The organism is Microbulbifer sp. YPW1 (assembly GCF_013367775.1).
Classification (GTDB): Bacteria; Pseudomonadota; Gammaproteobacteria; order Pseudomonadales; family Cellvibrionaceae; genus Microbulbifer.
Genome location: NZ_CP055157.1, coordinates 4,189,009 through 4,207,225 on the forward strand (window position 1 = coordinate 4,189,009; position 18,217 = coordinate 4,207,225).

At 60.7% G+C, this 18,217-nt stretch carries 17 protein-coding genes; 9 read left to right on the forward strand and 8 right to left on the reverse strand.

The window, feature by feature from the left end; all coding sequences use genetic code 11:
- Nucleotides 1-117 precede the first annotated feature (117 nt).
- From HUW35_RS17085 to HUW35_RS17100, 4 genes are all read left to right on the forward strand, one after another.
- On the forward strand, nucleotides 118-1,329 hold the full coding sequence (locus HUW35_RS17085) for a CaiB/BaiF CoA-transferase family protein (RefSeq protein WP_181253428.1): 1,212 nt from the start codon (nucleotides 118-120) through the stop codon (nucleotides 1,327-1,329).
- Nucleotides 1,330-1,402: 73 nt separating this feature from the next.
- Nucleotides 1,403-2,092 carry a Crp/Fnr family transcriptional regulator gene (locus HUW35_RS17090; RefSeq protein WP_181253429.1) on the forward strand — a complete coding sequence of 230 codons (690 nt, stop codon included), beginning with the start codon at nucleotides 1,403-1,405 and terminating at the stop codon, nucleotides 2,090-2,092.
- Nucleotides 2,093-2,247: 155 nt separating this feature from the next.
- Nucleotides 2,248-3,435: a class I SAM-dependent methyltransferase gene (locus HUW35_RS17095; RefSeq protein WP_181253430.1), complete on the forward strand. Its 1,188-nt coding sequence runs from the start codon at nucleotides 2,248-2,250 to the stop codon at nucleotides 3,433-3,435.
- Nucleotides 3,436-3,473: 38 nt separating this feature from the next.
- Nucleotides 3,474-3,869: a hypothetical protein gene (locus tag HUW35_RS17100; protein WP_181253431.1), complete on the forward strand. Its 396-nt coding sequence runs from the start codon at nucleotides 3,474-3,476 to the stop codon at nucleotides 3,867-3,869.
- A gap of 5 nt (nucleotides 3,870-3,874) precedes the next feature.
- Here the strand turns inward: HUW35_RS17100 and HUW35_RS17105 are convergent, their stop codons facing one another.
- The 7 genes from HUW35_RS17105 to HUW35_RS17135 all read right to left on the reverse strand — a co-directional run bounded on the left by HUW35_RS17105 (nucleotide 3,875) and on the right by HUW35_RS17135 (nucleotide 12,418).
- Nucleotides 3,875-4,696 carry an enoyl-CoA hydratase/isomerase family protein gene (locus HUW35_RS17105; RefSeq protein WP_181253432.1) on the reverse strand — a complete coding sequence of 274 codons (822 nt, stop codon included), beginning with the start codon at nucleotides 4,694-4,696 and terminating at the stop codon, nucleotides 3,875-3,877.
- Nucleotides 4,697-4,718: 22 nt separating this feature from the next.
- Nucleotides 4,719-6,083: an amidase gene (locus tag HUW35_RS17110; RefSeq protein WP_181253433.1), complete on the reverse strand. Its 1,365-nt coding sequence runs from the start codon at nucleotides 6,081-6,083 to the stop codon at nucleotides 4,719-4,721.
- A gap of 28 nt (nucleotides 6,084-6,111) precedes the next feature.
- Complete coding sequence (locus HUW35_RS17115) at nucleotides 6,112-7,512, reverse strand: phenylacetate--CoA ligase family protein (protein WP_181253434.1); 1,401 nt, start codon at nucleotides 7,510-7,512, stop codon at nucleotides 6,112-6,114.
- Between the two features lie 77 nt (nucleotides 7,513-7,589).
- Nucleotides 7,590-8,984 (reverse strand): MmgE/PrpD family protein, encoded by a 1,395-nt coding sequence (locus tag HUW35_RS17120; RefSeq protein WP_181253435.1) that lies wholly within the window; start codon nucleotides 8,982-8,984, stop codon nucleotides 7,590-7,592.
- Nucleotides 8,977-10,338: an MmgE/PrpD family protein gene (locus tag HUW35_RS17125; protein WP_181253436.1), complete on the reverse strand. Its 1,362-nt coding sequence runs from the start codon at nucleotides 10,336-10,338 to the stop codon at nucleotides 8,977-8,979. Before HUW35_RS17125 ends, HUW35_RS17120 begins: the two co-directional genes overlap by 8 nt.
- A complete protein-coding gene (gene leuD / locus HUW35_RS17130) occupies nucleotides 10,335-10,985 on the reverse strand; it encodes a 3-isopropylmalate dehydratase small subunit (protein WP_181253437.1) in 651 nt (216 codons plus the stop codon). Before leuD ends, HUW35_RS17125 begins: the two co-directional genes overlap by 4 nt.
- Nucleotides 10,982-12,418 carry a 3-isopropylmalate dehydratase large subunit gene (locus HUW35_RS17135; RefSeq protein ID WP_181253438.1) on the reverse strand — a complete coding sequence of 479 codons (1,437 nt, stop codon included), beginning with the start codon at nucleotides 12,416-12,418 and terminating at the stop codon, nucleotides 10,982-10,984. The genes leuD and HUW35_RS17135 overlap by 4 nt, the downstream gene beginning before the upstream one ends.
- Before the next feature lie 102 nt (nucleotides 12,419-12,520).
- On the opposite strand from HUW35_RS17135, the gene HUW35_RS17140 reads away from it, so the two are divergent.
- The 4 genes from HUW35_RS17140 (at nucleotide 12,521) to HUW35_RS17155 (ending at nucleotide 16,083) form a co-directional block, all read left to right on the forward strand.
- Nucleotides 12,521-13,405 (forward strand): hypothetical protein, encoded by an 885-nt coding sequence (locus HUW35_RS17140; protein ID WP_181253439.1) that lies wholly within the window; start codon nucleotides 12,521-12,523, stop codon nucleotides 13,403-13,405.
- A gap of 66 nt (nucleotides 13,406-13,471) precedes the next feature.
- The gene (locus HUW35_RS17145) at nucleotides 13,472-14,245 is read left to right on the forward strand and encodes a hypothetical protein (RefSeq protein ID WP_181253440.1); all 774 of its coding nucleotides are present in this window, start codon (nucleotides 13,472-13,474) and stop codon (nucleotides 14,243-14,245) included.
- 98 nt (nucleotides 14,246-14,343) lie between these two features.
- Nucleotides 14,344-15,210 carry an NAD(P)-dependent oxidoreductase gene (locus tag HUW35_RS17150; protein ID WP_181253441.1) on the forward strand — a complete coding sequence of 289 codons (867 nt, stop codon included), beginning with the start codon at nucleotides 14,344-14,346 and terminating at the stop codon, nucleotides 15,208-15,210.
- A gap of 63 nt (nucleotides 15,211-15,273) precedes the next feature.
- On the forward strand, nucleotides 15,274-16,083 hold the full coding sequence (locus tag HUW35_RS17155) for a hypothetical protein (protein ID WP_181253442.1): 810 nt from the start codon (nucleotides 15,274-15,276) through the stop codon (nucleotides 16,081-16,083).
- 63 nt (nucleotides 16,084-16,146) lie between these two features.
- Here HUW35_RS17155 and HUW35_RS17160 read toward each other — a convergent pair whose 3' ends face one another.
- Nucleotides 16,147-16,851, reverse strand: a complete 705-nt coding sequence (locus HUW35_RS17160) for a hypothetical protein (protein ID WP_181253443.1) — start codon at nucleotides 16,849-16,851, stop codon at nucleotides 16,147-16,149.
- A gap of 200 nt (nucleotides 16,852-17,051) precedes the next feature.
- Between HUW35_RS17160 and HUW35_RS17165 the strand changes: the two genes are divergently transcribed.
- Nucleotides 17,052-18,026, forward strand: coding sequence for a dienelactone hydrolase (locus tag HUW35_RS17165; RefSeq protein WP_181253444.1), 975 nt, complete (start codon nucleotides 17,052-17,054; stop codon nucleotides 18,024-18,026).
- Nucleotides 18,027-18,217 lie beyond the last annotated feature (191 nt).

The following is an 18,217-nucleotide window of genomic DNA, read 5'->3' on the forward strand; positions in this document are numbered from 1 at the left end:
TGGGTTCACCTTGGCCAACCCGGCGAGCGAACTCGTCGGCTTGACCTATTGTTATATTATTATATCATATCAACCAGTAGCTGCACGGATAAAGCATTTCAGTGGAGAGCCCAGTCAATGGCGCATCAGGAAGTATTGCCGCTCGCCGGCATCAAGGTTGTCGAATTCACCCATATGGTCATGGGGCCCGCCGCCGGCGGCATCCTCGCCGACCTGGGCGCAGAGGTCACCAAGGTCGAGCCCTTTCAGGGGGACAACACCCGCCGCCTACAGGGCTCAGGCGCGGGGTACTTTGCCATGTACAACCGCAACAAGCGCAGCCTGGCACTGGACCTGAAATCCCCGGAGGGCCGCGATCTCGCCCTGCAACTGGTGGGTGAAGCGGATGTGGTGATCGAGAATTTCCGCCACGGCGCCATGGATAAGCTTGGCTTCGGTTACCCGGCGCTAAGCGCGCGCAACCCGGGCCTGATCTACTGCTCCCTCAAAGGGTTTCTCAGCGGCCCCTACGAGCACCGCACCGCGCTGGATGAAGTGACCCAGATGATGGGCGGCCTCGCCTATATGACCGGCCTGCCCGACCGTCCACTGCGCGCCGGATCTTCGGTCATTGATATCACCGGGGGCATGTTCGGAGTCATTGCAATTCTCTCTGCACTGCAGCAGCGCCACAATACCGGGCGCGGCCAGCACGTAACCAGCTCCCTGTTCGAGACGACCGCATTCCTGGTCGGCCAGCATATGGCGCAGCAGGCCGTAACCGGAGAGGAACCACCGCCCATGTCCGTGCGCCGCAGCGCCTGGTCGGTTTACGACATCTTCCACAGCGCCGAAGGTGACCGCATTTTCGTCGGCGTTGTCAGCGACACCCTGTGGCGGGCCTTTTGCGCGGAGTTTGAACTGACGGAATTTGCCGCCGACTCGAGCCTCGACAGCAATGCCGGTCGCGTCGCCGCCAGGGGCCGGATTCTGCCGCAGATCAGTGCGCTGTTCGCCAGTTTGCCAAAAGACGAGCTGGAATCGCGGCTGGATCGCGCCGGCATTCCCTTTGCCCCGATCAACAAACCCGCCGATCTGTTCGACGACCCCCACCTAAACGCCGCCGGCGGACTGGTGGAAGTGACCCTGGAGAACGGTGTGCGCGCACGCCTGCCAGCACTACCCGTGGAGTTCGACGGGCACCGCCCCGGCCTGCGCCGGGACCTGCCGAAGGCCGGCGAACACAGCGCTGAGGTGGCGCGCTCACTGGGTCTGAGCGAGGGCCAGATCGAGGCCCTGATGGAACACGGGGTGCTGCGGGGTAGCCGCGTTGAAGCGACAGAAAGCTGACCGCGACCGACATAGACAGCCGGCACCTTTGCGATTAGTCTGCTGGAAGATCAAATTCTGAGGACAGGCCCCAGTGAACAGCCCTGCGCTGAAACCTCCGGAAACGTTTTTCCATTCCAAGCTGTTTCGCGGCCTCGGCAGCGCGGAGCTGGCAGAGCTGACTACCATCTGCCAGCGTCGCCGCCTGCCGTCCGGCGAACAGCTGATCCGCCAGTACAGTACGGCGCAGCACGTGTATGTGGTGGTCGCCGGCACCCTGATGATCGAGCGCCTGTCGCGCTCTGGTCGGCGCCAGGTCATCGCGTTTTCCTACCCCGGTGACTATATCGGCTTCACCAATACCGAGGACTACGAGTACAGCGTGGTCTGCCTGCGCGAGGCCGAGTTACAGGTGTTCCCGCGCCGGGAATTCCTGACCCTGGTGGACCGCTTCCCTGCCCTCAAGGCCAACGCCCGTCAGGTGGGAGGCAATGTACTGGCCCAGACCCTGGACCAGCTGTTTGCCCTCGGTCAGAAAAAGGCCCACGAGCGCCTGTGTTTCCTACTGGCCCAGATCGGTCGCCGCCAGTGCGGCGCGCAGAACGCCGATATCGAGCTGATCATGAGCCGCCAGGATATCGCCGACTATCTGGGACTGACCATTGAGACCGTAAGCCGCGCCTTTGCGCGCTTGAAGTCCATGCAGTTGATCGAAATTGTGAGCGCACATCGTATCCGCGTGCTCGACCGCAGCGTACTCGAGGAACTGGCCAGCGTGCACTGATCGCTGGCTGCTCCGCAAAATCTCTCCAACCTCCCCTGCTTCCGTCCCGTACAGGTCCGCGCCTGTACGGGTGCTGCGCAAGTTGACAATTATCATGGGCACTTTATGCCGCGCCGCTAGACTAGCGAAAATTCTCGCAATTTGCGGAGCTAGCCATGGCAGAGACAGATCGGCAGGTGCCGCCCGCCTGGAACGCGGTTGGGCGCCACGGTGTATTCCCGGAAGCCAGTCACGATGAAATCGCGCGCTTCAATTTTCTCACCAACCTGAATATGCACCTGGCATCCCGGGTCCTCCCCGGTGTGCGCAAGGCGTATGAAAGCCGGGTGGAAAACGGTTCCGCACCCGCCAACCGCCGCGAAGTGGGCGAGCTGCTTAAGCGCGAGCCCACCTACCAGCTGTGGAGCAGCCTGCGCCGCAACACCATGGAAATGCGTCAGCAGAACAGCCGCGCCATGGTGTTTCGCCAGCTGCCAGAACTGGTGGAAAAAGCCCGGCAACTGAACCGCGACAGCAACAAACTTCAGCTGGATGCCTCAGTGGAAATCCCCCGCTATGTCAGCGCCGTGGATACCCATTGCATGCCCGGCAGCTACCATACCGAGTACTGCGAGGACGATATCGCCGCGGGCGCCAACTACGACAGCGGTATTTTTGTGACCACCGCCGGTATGCTCGGCCGCTACAGTGACGGCGGCGGCCAGGCACTGGTGGAGTGGCTGCGGGAAGAAGCCAAATCCGGCTTCCGCCCCAAGCGCATTCTGGATATTGGCTGTACCGTCGGCCACAACATCGTACCGCTGGCGCAGGCCTTCCCGGAGTCCGAGATCGTCGCCATCGATGTTTCCGCGCCGGTACTGCGTTACGCCCATGCGCGGGCGCGTTCGCTGGGCATCGACAATATCACCTTCCGCCAGGAAAACGCCGAAGCCATTGCCGCGGAAGATGGTAGTTTTGACCTGATCATCACCTCCATGTTTCTGCACGAAACCTCGAGCCGCGCGCTGCCACGCATTCTCGCGGAAACCCATCGACTCCTCGCCGATGGCGGCAAGGCGATACACATCGAACAACCCCAGTTCACCCCGGAAATGCCCCCCTACGAGCAGTTCATGCGCGACTGGGATACCCGCAACAACAATGAGCCTTTCTGGGGCACGTTGCACGATCTGGATCTGTTCGAAGCGATGGAAAAAGCGGGATTTGCGCGGGAAAACATTACCACCCGCGGCCTGTTTGCGGTGGTGGATGAAACCCTGTTCCCCAGTGCCGCGAAAGCCGCTGAGGACAGCGAAGACTACGGACGCAAACCAGCCTGGCACACCTACATCGCCAGTAAATAGCGGTTAACCGCAACGCAAGCATCAAGCGGAGAAATGCCATGACATTTGACCCGATCGACATGGCGGGCAACAAGGCCCGGGGCAAACGCCCGGTCTTTTTCAAGGATACGGATACCGACCGACTGCTGTCGATTCTGATGGCCGTTGCCGGGGAATTGGCGGTCGCCCGCGAGCGCGTCGACACCCTGGAGCGCTTACTGGAAGCCCGTGGCATTCTTGAGCGCGCTGAGATTGAAGGCTACGAACCAGACACCGCTGCGGCGCGCGAGCGCGGGCTCTGGCACCAGGAATTTATCGCGCGCATCCTGCGGGTTATCCAGCAGGAAATCGAACAGTTCGACGAGGATCGCGAGGCACAGCAACAGGCACGCAAGGAAAATGTCAGTGCGACCACCGAGCTTGAGGAGCTTATTGAGGAGTTGGCGACCAGCTGAGCCCGTTACTTTTCGGGCCAGCGAAATCCCGGGCGGCGCCGCTCCAGAAAAGCTGCACTGCCCTCTTTGAAGTCGTCACCAGAAAAAGCGTCATCAAACGCCTGCTGCAACGTCTCTACACCCGATTCCAATTCCGCCCCGTTCCCGCCCAGATAACCCAGCGTGGCCTTGGTCCAGCGCAGGGAGTACTGGGAGTTTTGCAGCAGGCTCTGCACCAGCTCACCCTGCACCGCTTCCACATCCGCCCCTTCGGCAAGGTGCTGCACCAGTCCGATCTGTTGCGCCCGCGCTGCAGATACCGGTAAACCCGTCAGCAACAAATCCCGTGCATTGGCCGCGCCAACCACATTGACCAACCGCCGGGTGTCCAGCAGGCTGTAGAGAATTCCGAGCTTTGCCGGTGTAATAGCAAAGGTCGCCGCACTGTCTGCCAGGCGAATATCACAGGCCAGCGCCAGGCCACAACCGCCCCCATAACAGGCACCGCGAATGACCGCCAACGTTGGGCGCGGCAACTGCTCCAGTTGCAACTGGACATCGCGAATCAGTGTATTCTGCCGGCGCATTTCTGCCGGATCCTCCATTGCAGCCGCCAGTTCATCGATATTGGCACCGGCACAGAATGCCCGTTCGCCAGCACCGGTGAGTAACACCGCGCGGATACTGTTGTCGGTCGCCACGCGATCCAGTGTATCCGACAACTGTTCCCACATGGCTACGGTCATGGCGTTGCGCTGCGCGGGATTGTCGATAGTGATCCGAGCCAGTCCGCCTTCGACGGCAAAGCCGATATGCGCTGTCGCTGCCTGAGCTGCTTCCGTTGTCATACTGTTTTCTCCCCGTCCATCATCACGCCATTTCATGGCTCGAATTGGATTTACAGAGCAGCCACGCTTCAAGCGCAACACAGGTATCCAGCAAGGTGGTTTCGGCACCAGCCCTGGCAATGATCTGCACCCCGAACGGCAAGCCCTCGCTGGATATTCCCAGCGGGATACTCACCGCCGCCAGCCCCGCCATATTCACACACGCGGTGAGATTGGCCTGATTGACCGGGGCCGCCTGGCTAAACGGAAATGCGGTCTGCGATGTGGTCGGTGTCAGTAAAAAGTCCGCGCCCTGCAACTGCGTATTCAGCCAGTTGGCCGCCGCTTCCACTACATCCTCGGCTCGTACCAGATCCGGTGCGCTGCGCGCTGCGCCCCATTTCAGCAGACGCTGTAATTCTTCGGAAAAAAGTGCCGGGCGCCGGGACAATTTTCCAGCGAAAGTCACATTGGCCTCCGCTTCGCACATCAATAGCCCGGCGCGGCGGATGGCCGAAAAATCCGCATCGGCAAATTTTCGCTGAAGCTGGATTGAACCGGGTAGTGTCGCGACAAACTGCTGGAATGCGGTAGCAATGTCGGCATCCACACCCAGTGGCTCGCAATCGGCTACAAGTGCCCAGCGTGTCGATGCCAGGTCCGCGGGCCCAACAAGGCGGTCTTCGCGAGCCGTCTGCCGCAGCAGAGGCCACAGGCCACGCAGATCCCGACTCGAGCGCGCCAGCGGCCCGAGAGTGTCCAGCCGCCGGGACAATCGGGTGACACCCTGGGCGCTTACTGAACCCCGCCCCGGTTTGAGCCCACTGACGCCACAGTAACTGGCCGGTATACGCACCGAGCCCATGGTGTCGGTTCCCAACGAAAAGGCACAGAGCCCCGCAGCCACCGCCGCCGCCGAGCCACCACTGGAGCCTCCGGGGGTATAGCCTTCGCGCAACGGGTTTTCACAACGCCCCCAGTGGGGGTTGTCGTTGGTGGCGCCGAGGGCGATCTCGTGCATGTTCAGTTTACCCAGCGGGATCAGCCCGGCGCTGCGTAACCGAGCCACCGCCTCCGCATCCCCTTCGGAAGTTGGGGCATCGCCGCGATAGCCAAGCCCATTGGCTGTGGGCATCCCCTTTACCGCAATATTGTCCTTTACCGCAAAGGTGAGACCATCAAAGCTGGACAACAGGTTGCCTGCTTTGCGACGCGCATCGGACGCACGCGCTGCGCGCATCGCAGACTCACGATCGACGAACACATAGGCATTCAACCTGCTATGGGTCTGTTCGATGGCGGCCAGGGAGTGCGCCGTGAGTTGCTCGCTGGAGCACTCACCGCGCTGTAAACGTTGCGCCAGAGCGGTGGCATCCTCGTGCAAGTGGCTGTCGCTGAGCTTAAGCATGAGTAATCTCCCGGAAATTGCCGCCAGTTCAATCGAAACGTCGGTCGATCAGGCGCAGGGGTTTCTGGCGCCGGTCAATTTCGGTCCACTTGGCGGTCGCTCCCGCGGCCACCGGCTCCACCCCCACCTCGATACCCAGCTTGCGCTTGAGCAGGTCCGCACAGCGCGCGGCAATTGCAGGATGCTCATCCACGGCTGCCCCGAATTCCACCAGTACCGTCATGGTCTCGCGGCCAGCATCATCGCGCTCGGCGATACACACGTATTCACCGGTAAAACTGTCCAGTTCCGCCAGCATGTCGCCGATACCATGGGGGTACACATTGATCCCGCGCAGCTTGACCATGTTGTCGGAGCGGCCGAGAAATCCGCGAATACGCTTGAACGGCAGGCCAAACGGATTTTCCCCGGGAATTTCCGCCGTGATGTCACAGGTATTGAATCGAATCACCGGGTAGATATCGTCCTTGTACAGGCAGGTAACCACCATGTTGCCGCTATCCCCCGCGGCCACCGGTTGCCCGCTGTCGACGTCGAGCAATTCCAGATAGTGGGCGTCTTCCCACACATACAGACCATTCTGGTCCGGCCCCTCGGCGGCGATGCAGCCGGTATCCGCCACGCCGTACCAGTCGTAAAGCTTTACACCACCCCAGGCCTCGCTCAATGCAGCGCGGGTTTCCTGCCCCAGGTGGCCGATGATCATATCGATCTGCAAGTCCTCGCCCGGTGTCATGCCCTGCTCCCGGGCGACACTGGCGAGCTTCTTGATGTAGTCCGCAAAACCCACCAGCACATTCACACCGAAATCCCGCATCAGCTGCACCTGCTGGGCGGAGCGGGTTTCAAGGCCAGTGCCGGCAGACAGGAACATCGCATTGGTATAGCGGGTAACCGCCTCGCGAATATAGTGGCCGCCGTTGATCATGCCGTGGCCGTAGGTGGACTGCACCGTTGCGCCGGGCTTGAGCCCCATAAAGCGGTAGGCCCGCGCCACCAGCATGGCCTGGATCTCGCGTCCACGCGGGCCGAAGATAATCGGCTGCGGTCTGCCGGTGGTGCCACTGGTGGTATGGAACACCACCGGCGGCCGCTGCTCCGGCGCCAATCCTTCGAGCCCGCTGAAATCACCAATCGGCGGAAACTGCTCCACGCTTTGCATGATGTCAGACTTGGAAAATACCGGCAGTTTTTCGATGTCGTCGAGACTGCGAATATCGCCGGGTTCAATCCCGGCCTCGCCCCACAAACGCTGGTAGAAAGGGATCTGCCAACCGCGCGCCATCAACTTGAGAAACCGCTGGTTTTGCAGCTCCCTCAGTGCGTCCCGCGACATACCAGCGTAGGTTTCCAGAAATGCGTCCCCCAGCGGGTAATCCGCCAGCGCCTGCTGCACATCAAAACTCTCGAAATAACTTGGGTAAGGCATGAAAAACTGCGCTCGCTTACTGTGGCTATCAAAAATAAATTGGGTTAGTGCTTTATTGTTGTTGGGCCGTTTTCATTTCAGGTCACAGCCTCGATCGCCTGCGGCTTGGCAGCCAACAGCGCGGTTAGTTCGGTAATGGATTCCAGCTGTTCCAGACCCTCGACGCGGGCAATGATCGCGCGCGATGATTCGCCGTCGAACGGTGTCCGTGCAGAGGCGAGACAACGCTGGAATTTGACCAATTGTCTCGGCCGCGCCAACGGATTGTCCGGATGGCCGAGAATCGCGGTCAGCATCTGGCGGTACTCGGTGCCGCACTTGAGACGCACGCTGACAGTTTGCGGCGCCAGTGCATTGGGATCGTCACAGTCCGACGGCGCCATGCTGATACGCGCAGCCAGGGCCCGACGCTGCGGGTCCGCCAGTGCGGCGGGATCGAAATCCTCCACCCCCACATCCCCGTGTAACAGCAGGGTCGCCGCCACATAACCGATACACAGCCGCGCATAGTTCACGCTCATCTTCGGCTGCACGGGTCTGTCCACCAGGCGCCGCACCAGGGGCGGCGCCTCGATGCGTACCCACTCGATATCAGAGGCTGCAAAGCCGTGTGCACTGCGCAGCTGCATCAGTGCATCGAGAGTGCCGTGCGCGGCGCGCCCGGTGGGAAATGGTTTGTGGCTGACCCGACCGATCTGCCACTCCCGGCCAAGCCGGGAAAACGCATCGGCGGCGTTACCGTCCGATTCCATGATTGAGAAGTAGCCAAATTCACCGCGCAAAAATGCGCGCGGCCCGGTCAGGCCGAACCCGGCCATATCCGCCGCGGTAATGGCATTGCGCGCATTGAAGGCCACCTGCATGGGCAGTACCGCCACCCCCTCGGTGTGCGCCTGCATGGTGCCGCCGGTCTGGCTGTAGGCGATGGACATGGCCTGCAGGATTTGCTCGCGGTCGTAACCGCGCAACCTGGCGAGACCGGCGGCCGCACCGATACAGCCCGCGGTACCGGGGCGGAAAAAACGCATGGGCTTGCTGGCACTCATACCAAGCACCGTGGCCACGTCTACCGCCAGAGCGACCGCGAGTATCAGCGAGCGGCCATCGGACTTGCGCGCTTCGGCTTCCGCCAGCAGTGCGGACAGGATCACCGCCATCGGGTGGACCACCGCGCGCTCGTGCACACAGTCGAATTCCTGGCTGTGAATCTGATAGGCGTTCACCATCGCAGCGTGGGCTACCGGCAGGCGCGCCTCGGTTCCCCACACACTGGCGGTACGCTGGCCGTCTGCGGTGCCCCACTCGCTGGCGGACGCCAATAGCGCTTGCGATAACCCAAGACGCGAACCGCTGATACCGACCCCAATGGAATCGAGAATGAACGTTTTGCAGGCTTCTACGGCCGCGTCATCGAGATGGTGAAATTGCACCCCGGCGACATGCTCCACCAGCTGCCATTCATACTCAGACACGGTGCATCCCCAGTGCGCGCAGCGCGTTAAAAAGGTTGCCGAGATCTTTTTCCTTGACCAGGTTCAACCCGATCTCAATCACATCTTCCGCAGACTCCGCGCTGACACCGCCGGCAGTAAACAGGGTGCGCGCCTTGTCGATAATATCTGCCTGCGACAGCGGCCATTCCGGGTCACCCCACGCGTTTCGCAGCGCCACTTCACGCACACTGTCATCCTGAAAAGTGACCTGGGCGCTGGCACCAAAATGGCCGGGATAGGCACGCTGGTGCTCGTCGTCTTCCTGCAATACAACTTTGTTGCGTAGTGCCACCACTTCCGGCTTGTGCAGGTACGCTTCCTCAAAGTGCGCGATCTCCGGCTTGCCATACAACACCGTAACCGCAACACAATGCTGGACGCTGAAACGCGCCTCCGCCGGTGATTCCGGATGCGGCCGGTCGCAGAACAGCAATGCATCGGAGTAGCTGCCAATCTGCAGGGTGCGAACGTCGGCAGCGGAGATATCACCCAGTGCACGCACAGCATCGATCGCCGGATGGGTGTGGCGGCAGGCCGGCCAGGGTTTGAAACTGCATTGGAAAATCAGCCAGTTGTCGGCGGCGTTGTCGATCACCGCCAGCGGCATTGCCCGCGGCGATGTCGCGGCAAAAAAGCCCTGGGTACCTTCCAGCAAGGTCGACGGCCCACGCAGATTACTGGCTGCAAGCAGTGCCGCCTGCACCCCGGCGTGGCCTGCAGCGGCGTTGTGCAGATGCTTGGTATCTACCGCCTCGTGCCGCATTTGCCAGAAGCCACCGGTGCGGCTACCAGCGTTGGCCAGCGCCCATACGGTCTGCTCCGGATCGAGGGCCAGCAGTTTTGCCGCGGCTGCCGCAGCGCCAAAGCTGCCGCAACTTGAAGTGTTGTGATACAGCGCGTAATGATCCCGCCCCAGGGCGCGACCAATGCGGATCATTGCCTCGTAGCCCACCACAATGGCTTCGAGCAATGCCTGAGGTGTTGCCTGTACCATTTCCGCGGTCGCCAACGCCGCTGGGATAATCACCGGACCCGGGTGCAGTGTTGACGTGCGGTGAAGGTCATCCATCTCGGCAATACTGCCCAGCGCGCCGTGGTACTGCAGTGCGTCCTGCCAGTTGCGGTCAATCCCGTTTAGGCTCCAGCTTTCACCTGCCCCACTCCACTGCACCAGGTAATTACGCAGTTTTGCCGCCACATCGCTGCGCGTGCCGTAAACCGCGCAGCCCAGCCAGTCGAGCAGGTGCTGTTGCGCCCGCTCCAGGGTTGCGCCATCAATATCACGCTCCAGCAGGGTCACCAGCTGTTGCAGCAGCGTCGGGGGAAACTTCACGGTAAAACTCCTTCCACACTTTCTTCCAGCGGTGCATAGGCCCAGCGGTACTCTTCGCGCCGTTTCTGCTCGAATGCATTGATTTCCTTGTGCTGCTGCAGGGTCAGCGCGATGGAGTCGAGGCCATTCAACAGCAGGTAGCGCGCGCTCTCATCCAGCGAAAATGACCACTGCAGGTCTCCGCATTGCACCAGACATGCCTGTAAATCGATGGTGATCCTGTTTTCCTGCGGGTCCTGCTGCACATGCTCCGCCAGTAGCGCAATGTCGCCTTCATCGAGACGAACCGGCAGCACGCCATTGCGGATACAGTTGGTGTGAAAGATGGCCCCAAAGCCACTGGCAATGACCGCGCGAATACCGTACTCCGCCAACGCCCACACCGCGTGCTCCCGGGAGGAGCCGCAACCGAAATTGTCCAGCGCGAGAATGACGGATGCACCCTGGTATTCAGGCTGGTTCAATACAAATGCCGGATTGATTTCACGGCTGCCAGGCAAGGTGTAGCGCCAGCCGGCAAACAGACCTTCACCGAGGCCGCGCTTGGAAACCCGCTTCATTTCCCGCGACGGAATAATCGCATCGGTGTCGATGTTGCGTCGCAGCAGCGGCGCCGCGATACCGGTGTGTTTTACAAAGGGCTTCATGCAATCAGTGACTCGCTGTTGACCAGTGTCTCGGCGGAAGTGATATACCCGGCGACTGCCGACGCCGCCACGGTGGACGGGCTGGCCAGATGGGTACGGGTATTGGGACCCTGACGCCCCTCGAAGTTGCGATTGGTGCTGGAAATCACGCGCTGGTATTCACCGAAGGTTTCACCCCCGGCGTAAAAGCACATGGAGCAGCCGGAGTCCCGCCATTCAAAACCCGCATCGGTAAAAATCCGATCCAGCCCTTCTTGCTCCGCCTGTCGTTTTACCCGGCGCGACCCGGGCACCACCACACCACGCACGCCGGGCGCAATATGTCGCCCGCGCACCACCGCCGCGGCGGCACGCAGGTCACTGATACGGCTGTTGGTACAGGAGCCGATAAATGCCGCATTCACTGCAATATCCGCAATCGCCTGCCCGGGCTCCAATGCCTGGTAATCGAGCGCGCGCTGGGCGGCTTCCCGGCGGTGGGGCTCGGTAAATGCCGCTGGGTCGGGGACACGCTGATGCAGCCCGACCACCTGTTCCGGGCTGGTGCCCCAGGTCACCATGGGCTCAATGGCGCTGCCGTCGATAATCAGTTCGCGATCAAATTCCGCGTTGTCATCACTGCGCAACGTGCGCCAGTAGCTGCACGCGTCCTCCCAGTGCTGGCCTTTGGGCGCAAAATCCCGGGCCGCGAAATAGGATTCGACTTTTTCATCCGGGGCGATGATCGCGGTGAACGCAGAAAACTCCACCGCCATATTGCACAGGGTCAACCGGGCCTCGGCGGACAACTGGCTGATGACCGAACCGCTGAACTCCACTGCAAACCCCGCCCCGCCATTGGTGCCAAAGCGGGCAATCAGGTGCAGTATCAGGTCCTTGGCCGTCACACCGGGGCGCAGTCGACCATCGACAACCACGCGCATGTTCTTCGGCTTGCGCACCCGCAGCGTGCCGGTGGCGAGGGCGTGTTCGGCCTCACTGGACCCGATCCCCCAGGCCAGGGCACCAATGCCACCGAGGCTGCAGGTGTGGCTGTCCGGGCACACCAGGGACAGACCAGGTAGCACCAGCCCCTGCTCGGGAGAAATCACATGGACAATCCCCTGATCTTCGTCATCCACGTCGAACAGGCGGATATTCGCGGCGCGGGTCTCACTGCGGGTGGCGACAATAAAGTCGGTACCGGAGGGCATCAGTGTTTTGTCGCCGCGACCGGGGAAGGTATCGACAATATGATCCATGGTGCAGAACACCCGGCGCGCATCCCTAACCGCGTAACCGGCAGAGTGCAGACTCTGCAGCGCAATCGACCCGGTTCTCTCGTGCAGAAAGACCCGGTCGAGATAGATCAGAGTTTCGCCACTGTCGAGATCACACACGGTGTGATCCGACCACAACTTGTCGAACAGCGTACTTGCACCGGATATCGCCATAATTCCTGCCCTCCTGTACCCTGCGATCAGGCCAGATCTTTTATCTCATCAATTGATATATTATTATAACATTAGATCTTTGAGAACAGTGATTTGCCAACAATGAGCATTACCGAGACAAAAATCGCACTTGGCCCCTGCACCATCGCCACCCTGGCCAGCCCCAATGCAGCGGTACTGGTGGACCAGTACTGCAGCCACCTGCAGTGCCAGGTGCTGGCCAGCGAAACGCTTACCGCGGCGGCAGCCGGGCAATGGGGCTGCCCCGGCCTCGCCGGCACACGCTACTGGCTGCTCGGCAATATCCACGGGCGGCCGTGGTTGCGTATTGTTGAAGACGCGCAAGCACAGCCAATCGCGCCCCTTTCCCGCGCGGGCTGGATGTCACTGGAAGTGCTGGTGGAAGATCCGGATGCGCTGGCGGACACCCTCGCGTCGTCCCCCTTCGAGGTACTGCGCCCTGCCGCCGACCTGGAGCTCAGCGACAAGATCCGTGCGGTGCAGGTACAGGGGCCCTGCGGTGAACTGCTGTATCTGACCCGGATCGCCGACGAAGTGCCGCCGTTCCAGCTGCCACAGGCGCAGTGCGCCGTCGACCACCTGTTTATTCCGGTGCTGGCGAGCCGCGACCGCAGCGCTGCCCTCACCCTTTACGAGGAGCTGGCGCAGCACCAAGGTCTCAGCTTCGACACCAAGGTTACGGTGGTCAACCAGCTGCGCGGACTGCCACTGGAACAACAACACCCTCTCGCCACCCTGCAACTGGCAGACAACACCCTGATCGAAATCGACCAGCTCGGCGACCTTGCCGAGGCACCTCGTCAGGACAATTCCCTGGGGGGTGGTATCGCCATGGTCAGCTTTGAGATTGACCGTCTGCCAGCGGGAGCGAAGGCGCACTGCCATGGTGAAGCGCCCTACCAGGGGCGGCGCAGCTGCACGATTTACGGCCACGACGGCGAACGCATCGAACTGATCGAGCGCTGATTAACGCGCACTCGCGAATCAATATCGCACCCGAACAAACAATAAGACTGTAAAAAAGAGATTCCTATGCCCTACCGCACTATCCGAGGACAAATCCGCTACACCAGCCGCAAACCCGACCGCCTGGGTCAGGAGCGCGGTCGCGAGTTTTTCAGTATTACCCAGCAGGCGGACGGCAATGACGTATTGCAGGCCCACTGCGAAATCGACGACGCCCCCAGCGTCACCCGCGATATTGTGCAGGCACTGCGACACTCGGATTCGGCGCCGCTGGACTGCTCGGTGCGCCTCACCGTGGGCGACCGCTTCGAGGGCACCGGCTGGTTCCGCTTTACCGACAAAGTGGCGGAGTGTGAAACCTTCAACCATCGCGACGGGCGCATCAGCCAACGCATCGAACTGGACGCACCGGTGCAGTGGATGCAGTGCCACCCGATCGCCGGCGACGGCCTGCTGATGCGGCTTTACGATCTCTCAAAAGGCCCCGGCAAACAGCATTTCCCGCACATGATGCTGTCGTCACCGGATCACCGCGGTGCCACCGGCCCGCTGCTGTTCAAGATGGGCTTTTCCCTGGTGTATGTGGGCGAAACAGACATCACTGTGGAAGCCGGCACCTTCCGCGCGCGCCATTTCCAGGTGACCGACACCGCCGCCGACCTGCCGGAAGAGCACCCGCCCTACAACGTGTGGTGCACCGCCGATGACGACTGCCTGCTGCTGCGCGCCGAGGTAGAGGGATATATGCTGACCCGCTACGAACTGGCGGACGTGCAGTATTTCGAATCCCGCGATGGGGTGACCAGCGCACAACAGCCAGCGACGGAAGCGGCTATCTGACGCCAACCCCGGGGCCGGAATTGACAATGGTCAATGCGGCCCCTCCCGCCTCGCCTAGTATCGGATGGGATAACCAAACCACCCGGCGGGAGACAATAATGAAAATACTGATACTGGGCATGGGCCATGTGGGCAAGGCCCTCAGCAGCCGGCTCCGCGAGCAAGGTCACCAGATCATCGGCACCACCACCACCCCGGAAAAAGTCGACGCACTGAAACCGTTTGCCGATGAAGTCGTGGTACTGAAAGGCCACGAATCCGAGAAGGTCGCGGAGGCTGCACAAGGGGCCGACCTGATCGTGGTCACCGTCGCACCCAACGTAAGAAATACCCGCACCCCGGAAGAGCGCCACCAGCACTACCGCCAGGCTTTAGTCGAAACCTGCGCAAGCGCGGCCGCCAGCTGTGAGCGATTGATCTTCCTGTCGTCTTTCTCTGTGTACGGCGACGGTGGTGAAGGCGAAGCCCCCATCTCTGAAGAAACCCCCACCAGCAACCACGAGGAACCCTCCTCCCTGTACTACCAGCAGGCGGAAAAGGAAATTCTTTCCCGCAGCGGGGGCTGTGTATTGCGCTTCCCCGATATGTACGGCGCACCGGGTGACCTGAGCTTCCCCGAGCGGGTAAAGCTGGCGCACTCCTATTTCGGCGGCAAGGCGCTGTTCGGTGCCGATGCCCTGCTCTACGCAATTCACTTCGAAGACGTGGTCAGCGCTGTGGCCCACGCCATTGAGCACGACCTCAGCGGCACCTTCAATGTATGTGACAACGAACGTATCCCCGCCACCAATGCGCGCGTGTTCGATGCCATCTGCGACGCAGAGGGCTTGACCCGGCTGGAATTTCTCAACCAGATCAAGGCACCCAACCGCAGGATCTCGGCAGACAAGATCTACAACACCGGTTACCGCGTTGCCCACGGCGATCCCAATGCCGCTTACCTGCAACAGGGCGAACCCGCCTGACGCACGAACGACAACTCCAACAACAATAACCAACAGTCACCTGAGTGATTAACGAGGCGAGCTATGCATTCTGATACGAAAACCATCGACCAGTTTCTGTCTGAAAACCCCAACGTGGACGTCAGCAAAGCGTGGGAGCGCTGCTGGGGTATTCTCACCGATGTTAAGCAGACCATTGCCAGCCGCTTTACCGGACTGGAACTGGAACCCTCCTGCCACGACCGCGAGTACTACACCTCTCCCAACGGCGAATTTGAAGGCTCCTTCCAGGCCTGGAGCGGCGGTGACTGCGAGTGGCTGGTGAACTCCTGGCTGGGCAATCGCAAGGCCAGCATCCTCGATATGAACGCCACCGCGTACCTGGGCCAGAAGACCGATGTACCGCACTTCGTAATGGTCTTCGGCACCATCCCCAAGCTGTTTTTCTATTTCGACTTTATGCCGCGCCGCAACCTGCTGGTGGACAGTAACTACCTCGACAAGTATTACGCGCCCATCAATGACGAATACCTGGCCCTGCGCGGTCACAAGAACTTCCAGTGGTCCGTGAGCCACGGTCCGTACATGCGCGCACTGATCAACCCGTCCACCCAGAGCCTGATGGGCGACCTGAACGACGAGAATATCGACATCCTCGAAAACTATGCCCGCAGCATGCTCAATCACTGGCTGCGCTGGTACGACGAAGCCGAACCGCTGGCAGAAAGCGAGCGCGCTACCCTGCAGCGCGACGATCACCAACTGCGCCGCCTGTGTTACGAGCGCGACCCGATGAACAAACTGGCAACCAAGGTATTCGGGGAAGAAGGTGTGCAGCAGATGCTGACCCTGCGTATGGGTGAGGGTCAGATGCGCCGCGCGTTAGAAGTGTGAGTTGAAGTATCTGGTGAGAAGTAACTTCAGGCCTGGCTCCCAGGCCTGAGGACCTATCCCGGCTTACTCCTGTAGCGATGGCGCTTGCGCCTCTCCCTGCAGGAGTTTGGCCAGATATTCCGGTGCAATCATGGTGCAGTAGTGGGTACCCATAAAACTGCCCGGTACCGGCATAAAACGGCGGTACTCCACGTGCAGTGACTTGGTGCGCAGCTTCAGGGTTTCATCCTCACTGTAGGCCACCTGATAAAATTCTGGACGCAGCCAGAAAGGCCCGATAAATACGCTTTCCTCCTCGGCCAGGGCAACGCGCTCCCGGGGCAGAGTTGTCGCCCCCTGCTCTTCCAGCGCCCGGTAGACATCATCCAGCATACGCGCCTGCCACTTCTGGCATTCGCGGTCTTCCTCGGCAATGGTAAGTTCACTGGTGGACGCATGGGCGGTGCGGATACGCTCGGCGGTTTTCATTTTGCAGGCCACGGTCACCGGAAATTCGGCACGTTCGCCATCGGCAAACTGGTAGCCAACATACTGGTGCGTGGTCAGCGGTTGCGCCAGCGCCTTGGATTTTTTAAACGTGTTCCAGTAGGTACCTTCCTCGTACAACACATTGTCTACGGCCAGATCGGTACCGGCGATAAACTGCTGAACACGCCCGCAGAAAGCGTCGTCCGTGGACAGCGGATAGGCATCGGTTGCAGCCGATTGCACGGTGGCGGCCATCCCGAACAGTAGCGGGACAAACGCAAGGGTAGGAAATGCTCTCACTCTTTATACTCCCAGGCAGGGGGTTAAATTTATCATGCTTACACGGTACGCATGGTCAGAAGTTCCAGATCATGGATACCCCAACTGCTGATCGCATGAATTGACAATTATCAATCCGCGGCCCCGAGTGGCTCGCTAACCTCAAATCAGAAAGCCATCCCGCATTTTCAGATAACGATACCAGGCAAATCTCCATGTACATGACCCGCTGTCTTTTCGATGCCTTCAAAGTAGATGCCCTGCAGCCTCCTTACGATACAGGCATCGCCAGGATCTACTACCCCGCCCAGTACGGGGACTCCTTTGAAGAGCGCAATACCGGTGCCGTACCCGTGGATGAATCGCTGGCACCCTGCCCGGTACTGATCCTGTTTCACGGTATCAATATCGACCCCGCCGGCTACCGGTGGCTGGCGGAATCCCTGGCGGCCTCCGGCATTGTCACGGTCACCTACCAGCTGGTCGCCGAAGAAATGCCCGGCTACGTAGCCGCTACGCCCGGGATCGAACTGCAATCACTGACCCCAGACCAGTTTGGCAAGCAGCCCTCGGCACTCGCCATGCCCGCCATCCTGACCATGCTGGAACGCCTCAACGGCAGCGGGTTACTGGCCGGCAAGCTCGACTTGGATCGCCTGGCATTTGGCGGCCACAGTGCCGGTGGCACCCTCGCCCTGTTGAATGCCAACCCAAGCTGGTTCCCGGGGTTGCGTGCGGTCTTTTCCTATGGCGCCCACACCGGTGCCTCAACCCTCCTCGGCTGGCCGGAAGAAACCCTGCTGCCTGTGAGCGAAGACATCCCGGTATTGTTGATTGGCGGCGAGCAGGACGGCTGTATCGCCCACAGTGCCCACCGCTATGGATCCAGCAATGCCAGCGCCACCGCCCGCATCGAACAGACTTTTGGCCAGGCGGTTCCCGAAAACGGCGGCAACAATACCCTGCTGCTGCTGAATGATGCCAATCACTTTTCGATCTGTTTCCCCGCAGACGATACCTGCGGGCGCAGCTACATCGACCTTCCCGCGGGATCCGGGCAAGGGCGCGATACTGCCGGCCAGGCCATTGGCAGTTTTCTCAAGGGGTTTCTCTGTGATGATCAGGAGGCCAGAACGGCCTTTCAGGAGCTGAGTGGCGCAAACCACGAGCAGATCAGCAAATTGCTGCGCAAGTAATCGAGGGAATAAGAAAGAATTTCAGAAACTACAGCCGCGGGAGCTGTCCCACTCCCGCGCTGCCTTTCTGGTTTGTTGTTTGCTGTCAAAGCGGTCGGCGGACTTTGCCCGCACATGGGCGCCGCCTTTGCGCAACAGCGGATTTTGCGCGACCGGGTTGCCCGGCGCGCGCCGTTCTTTTGCGGAAATTT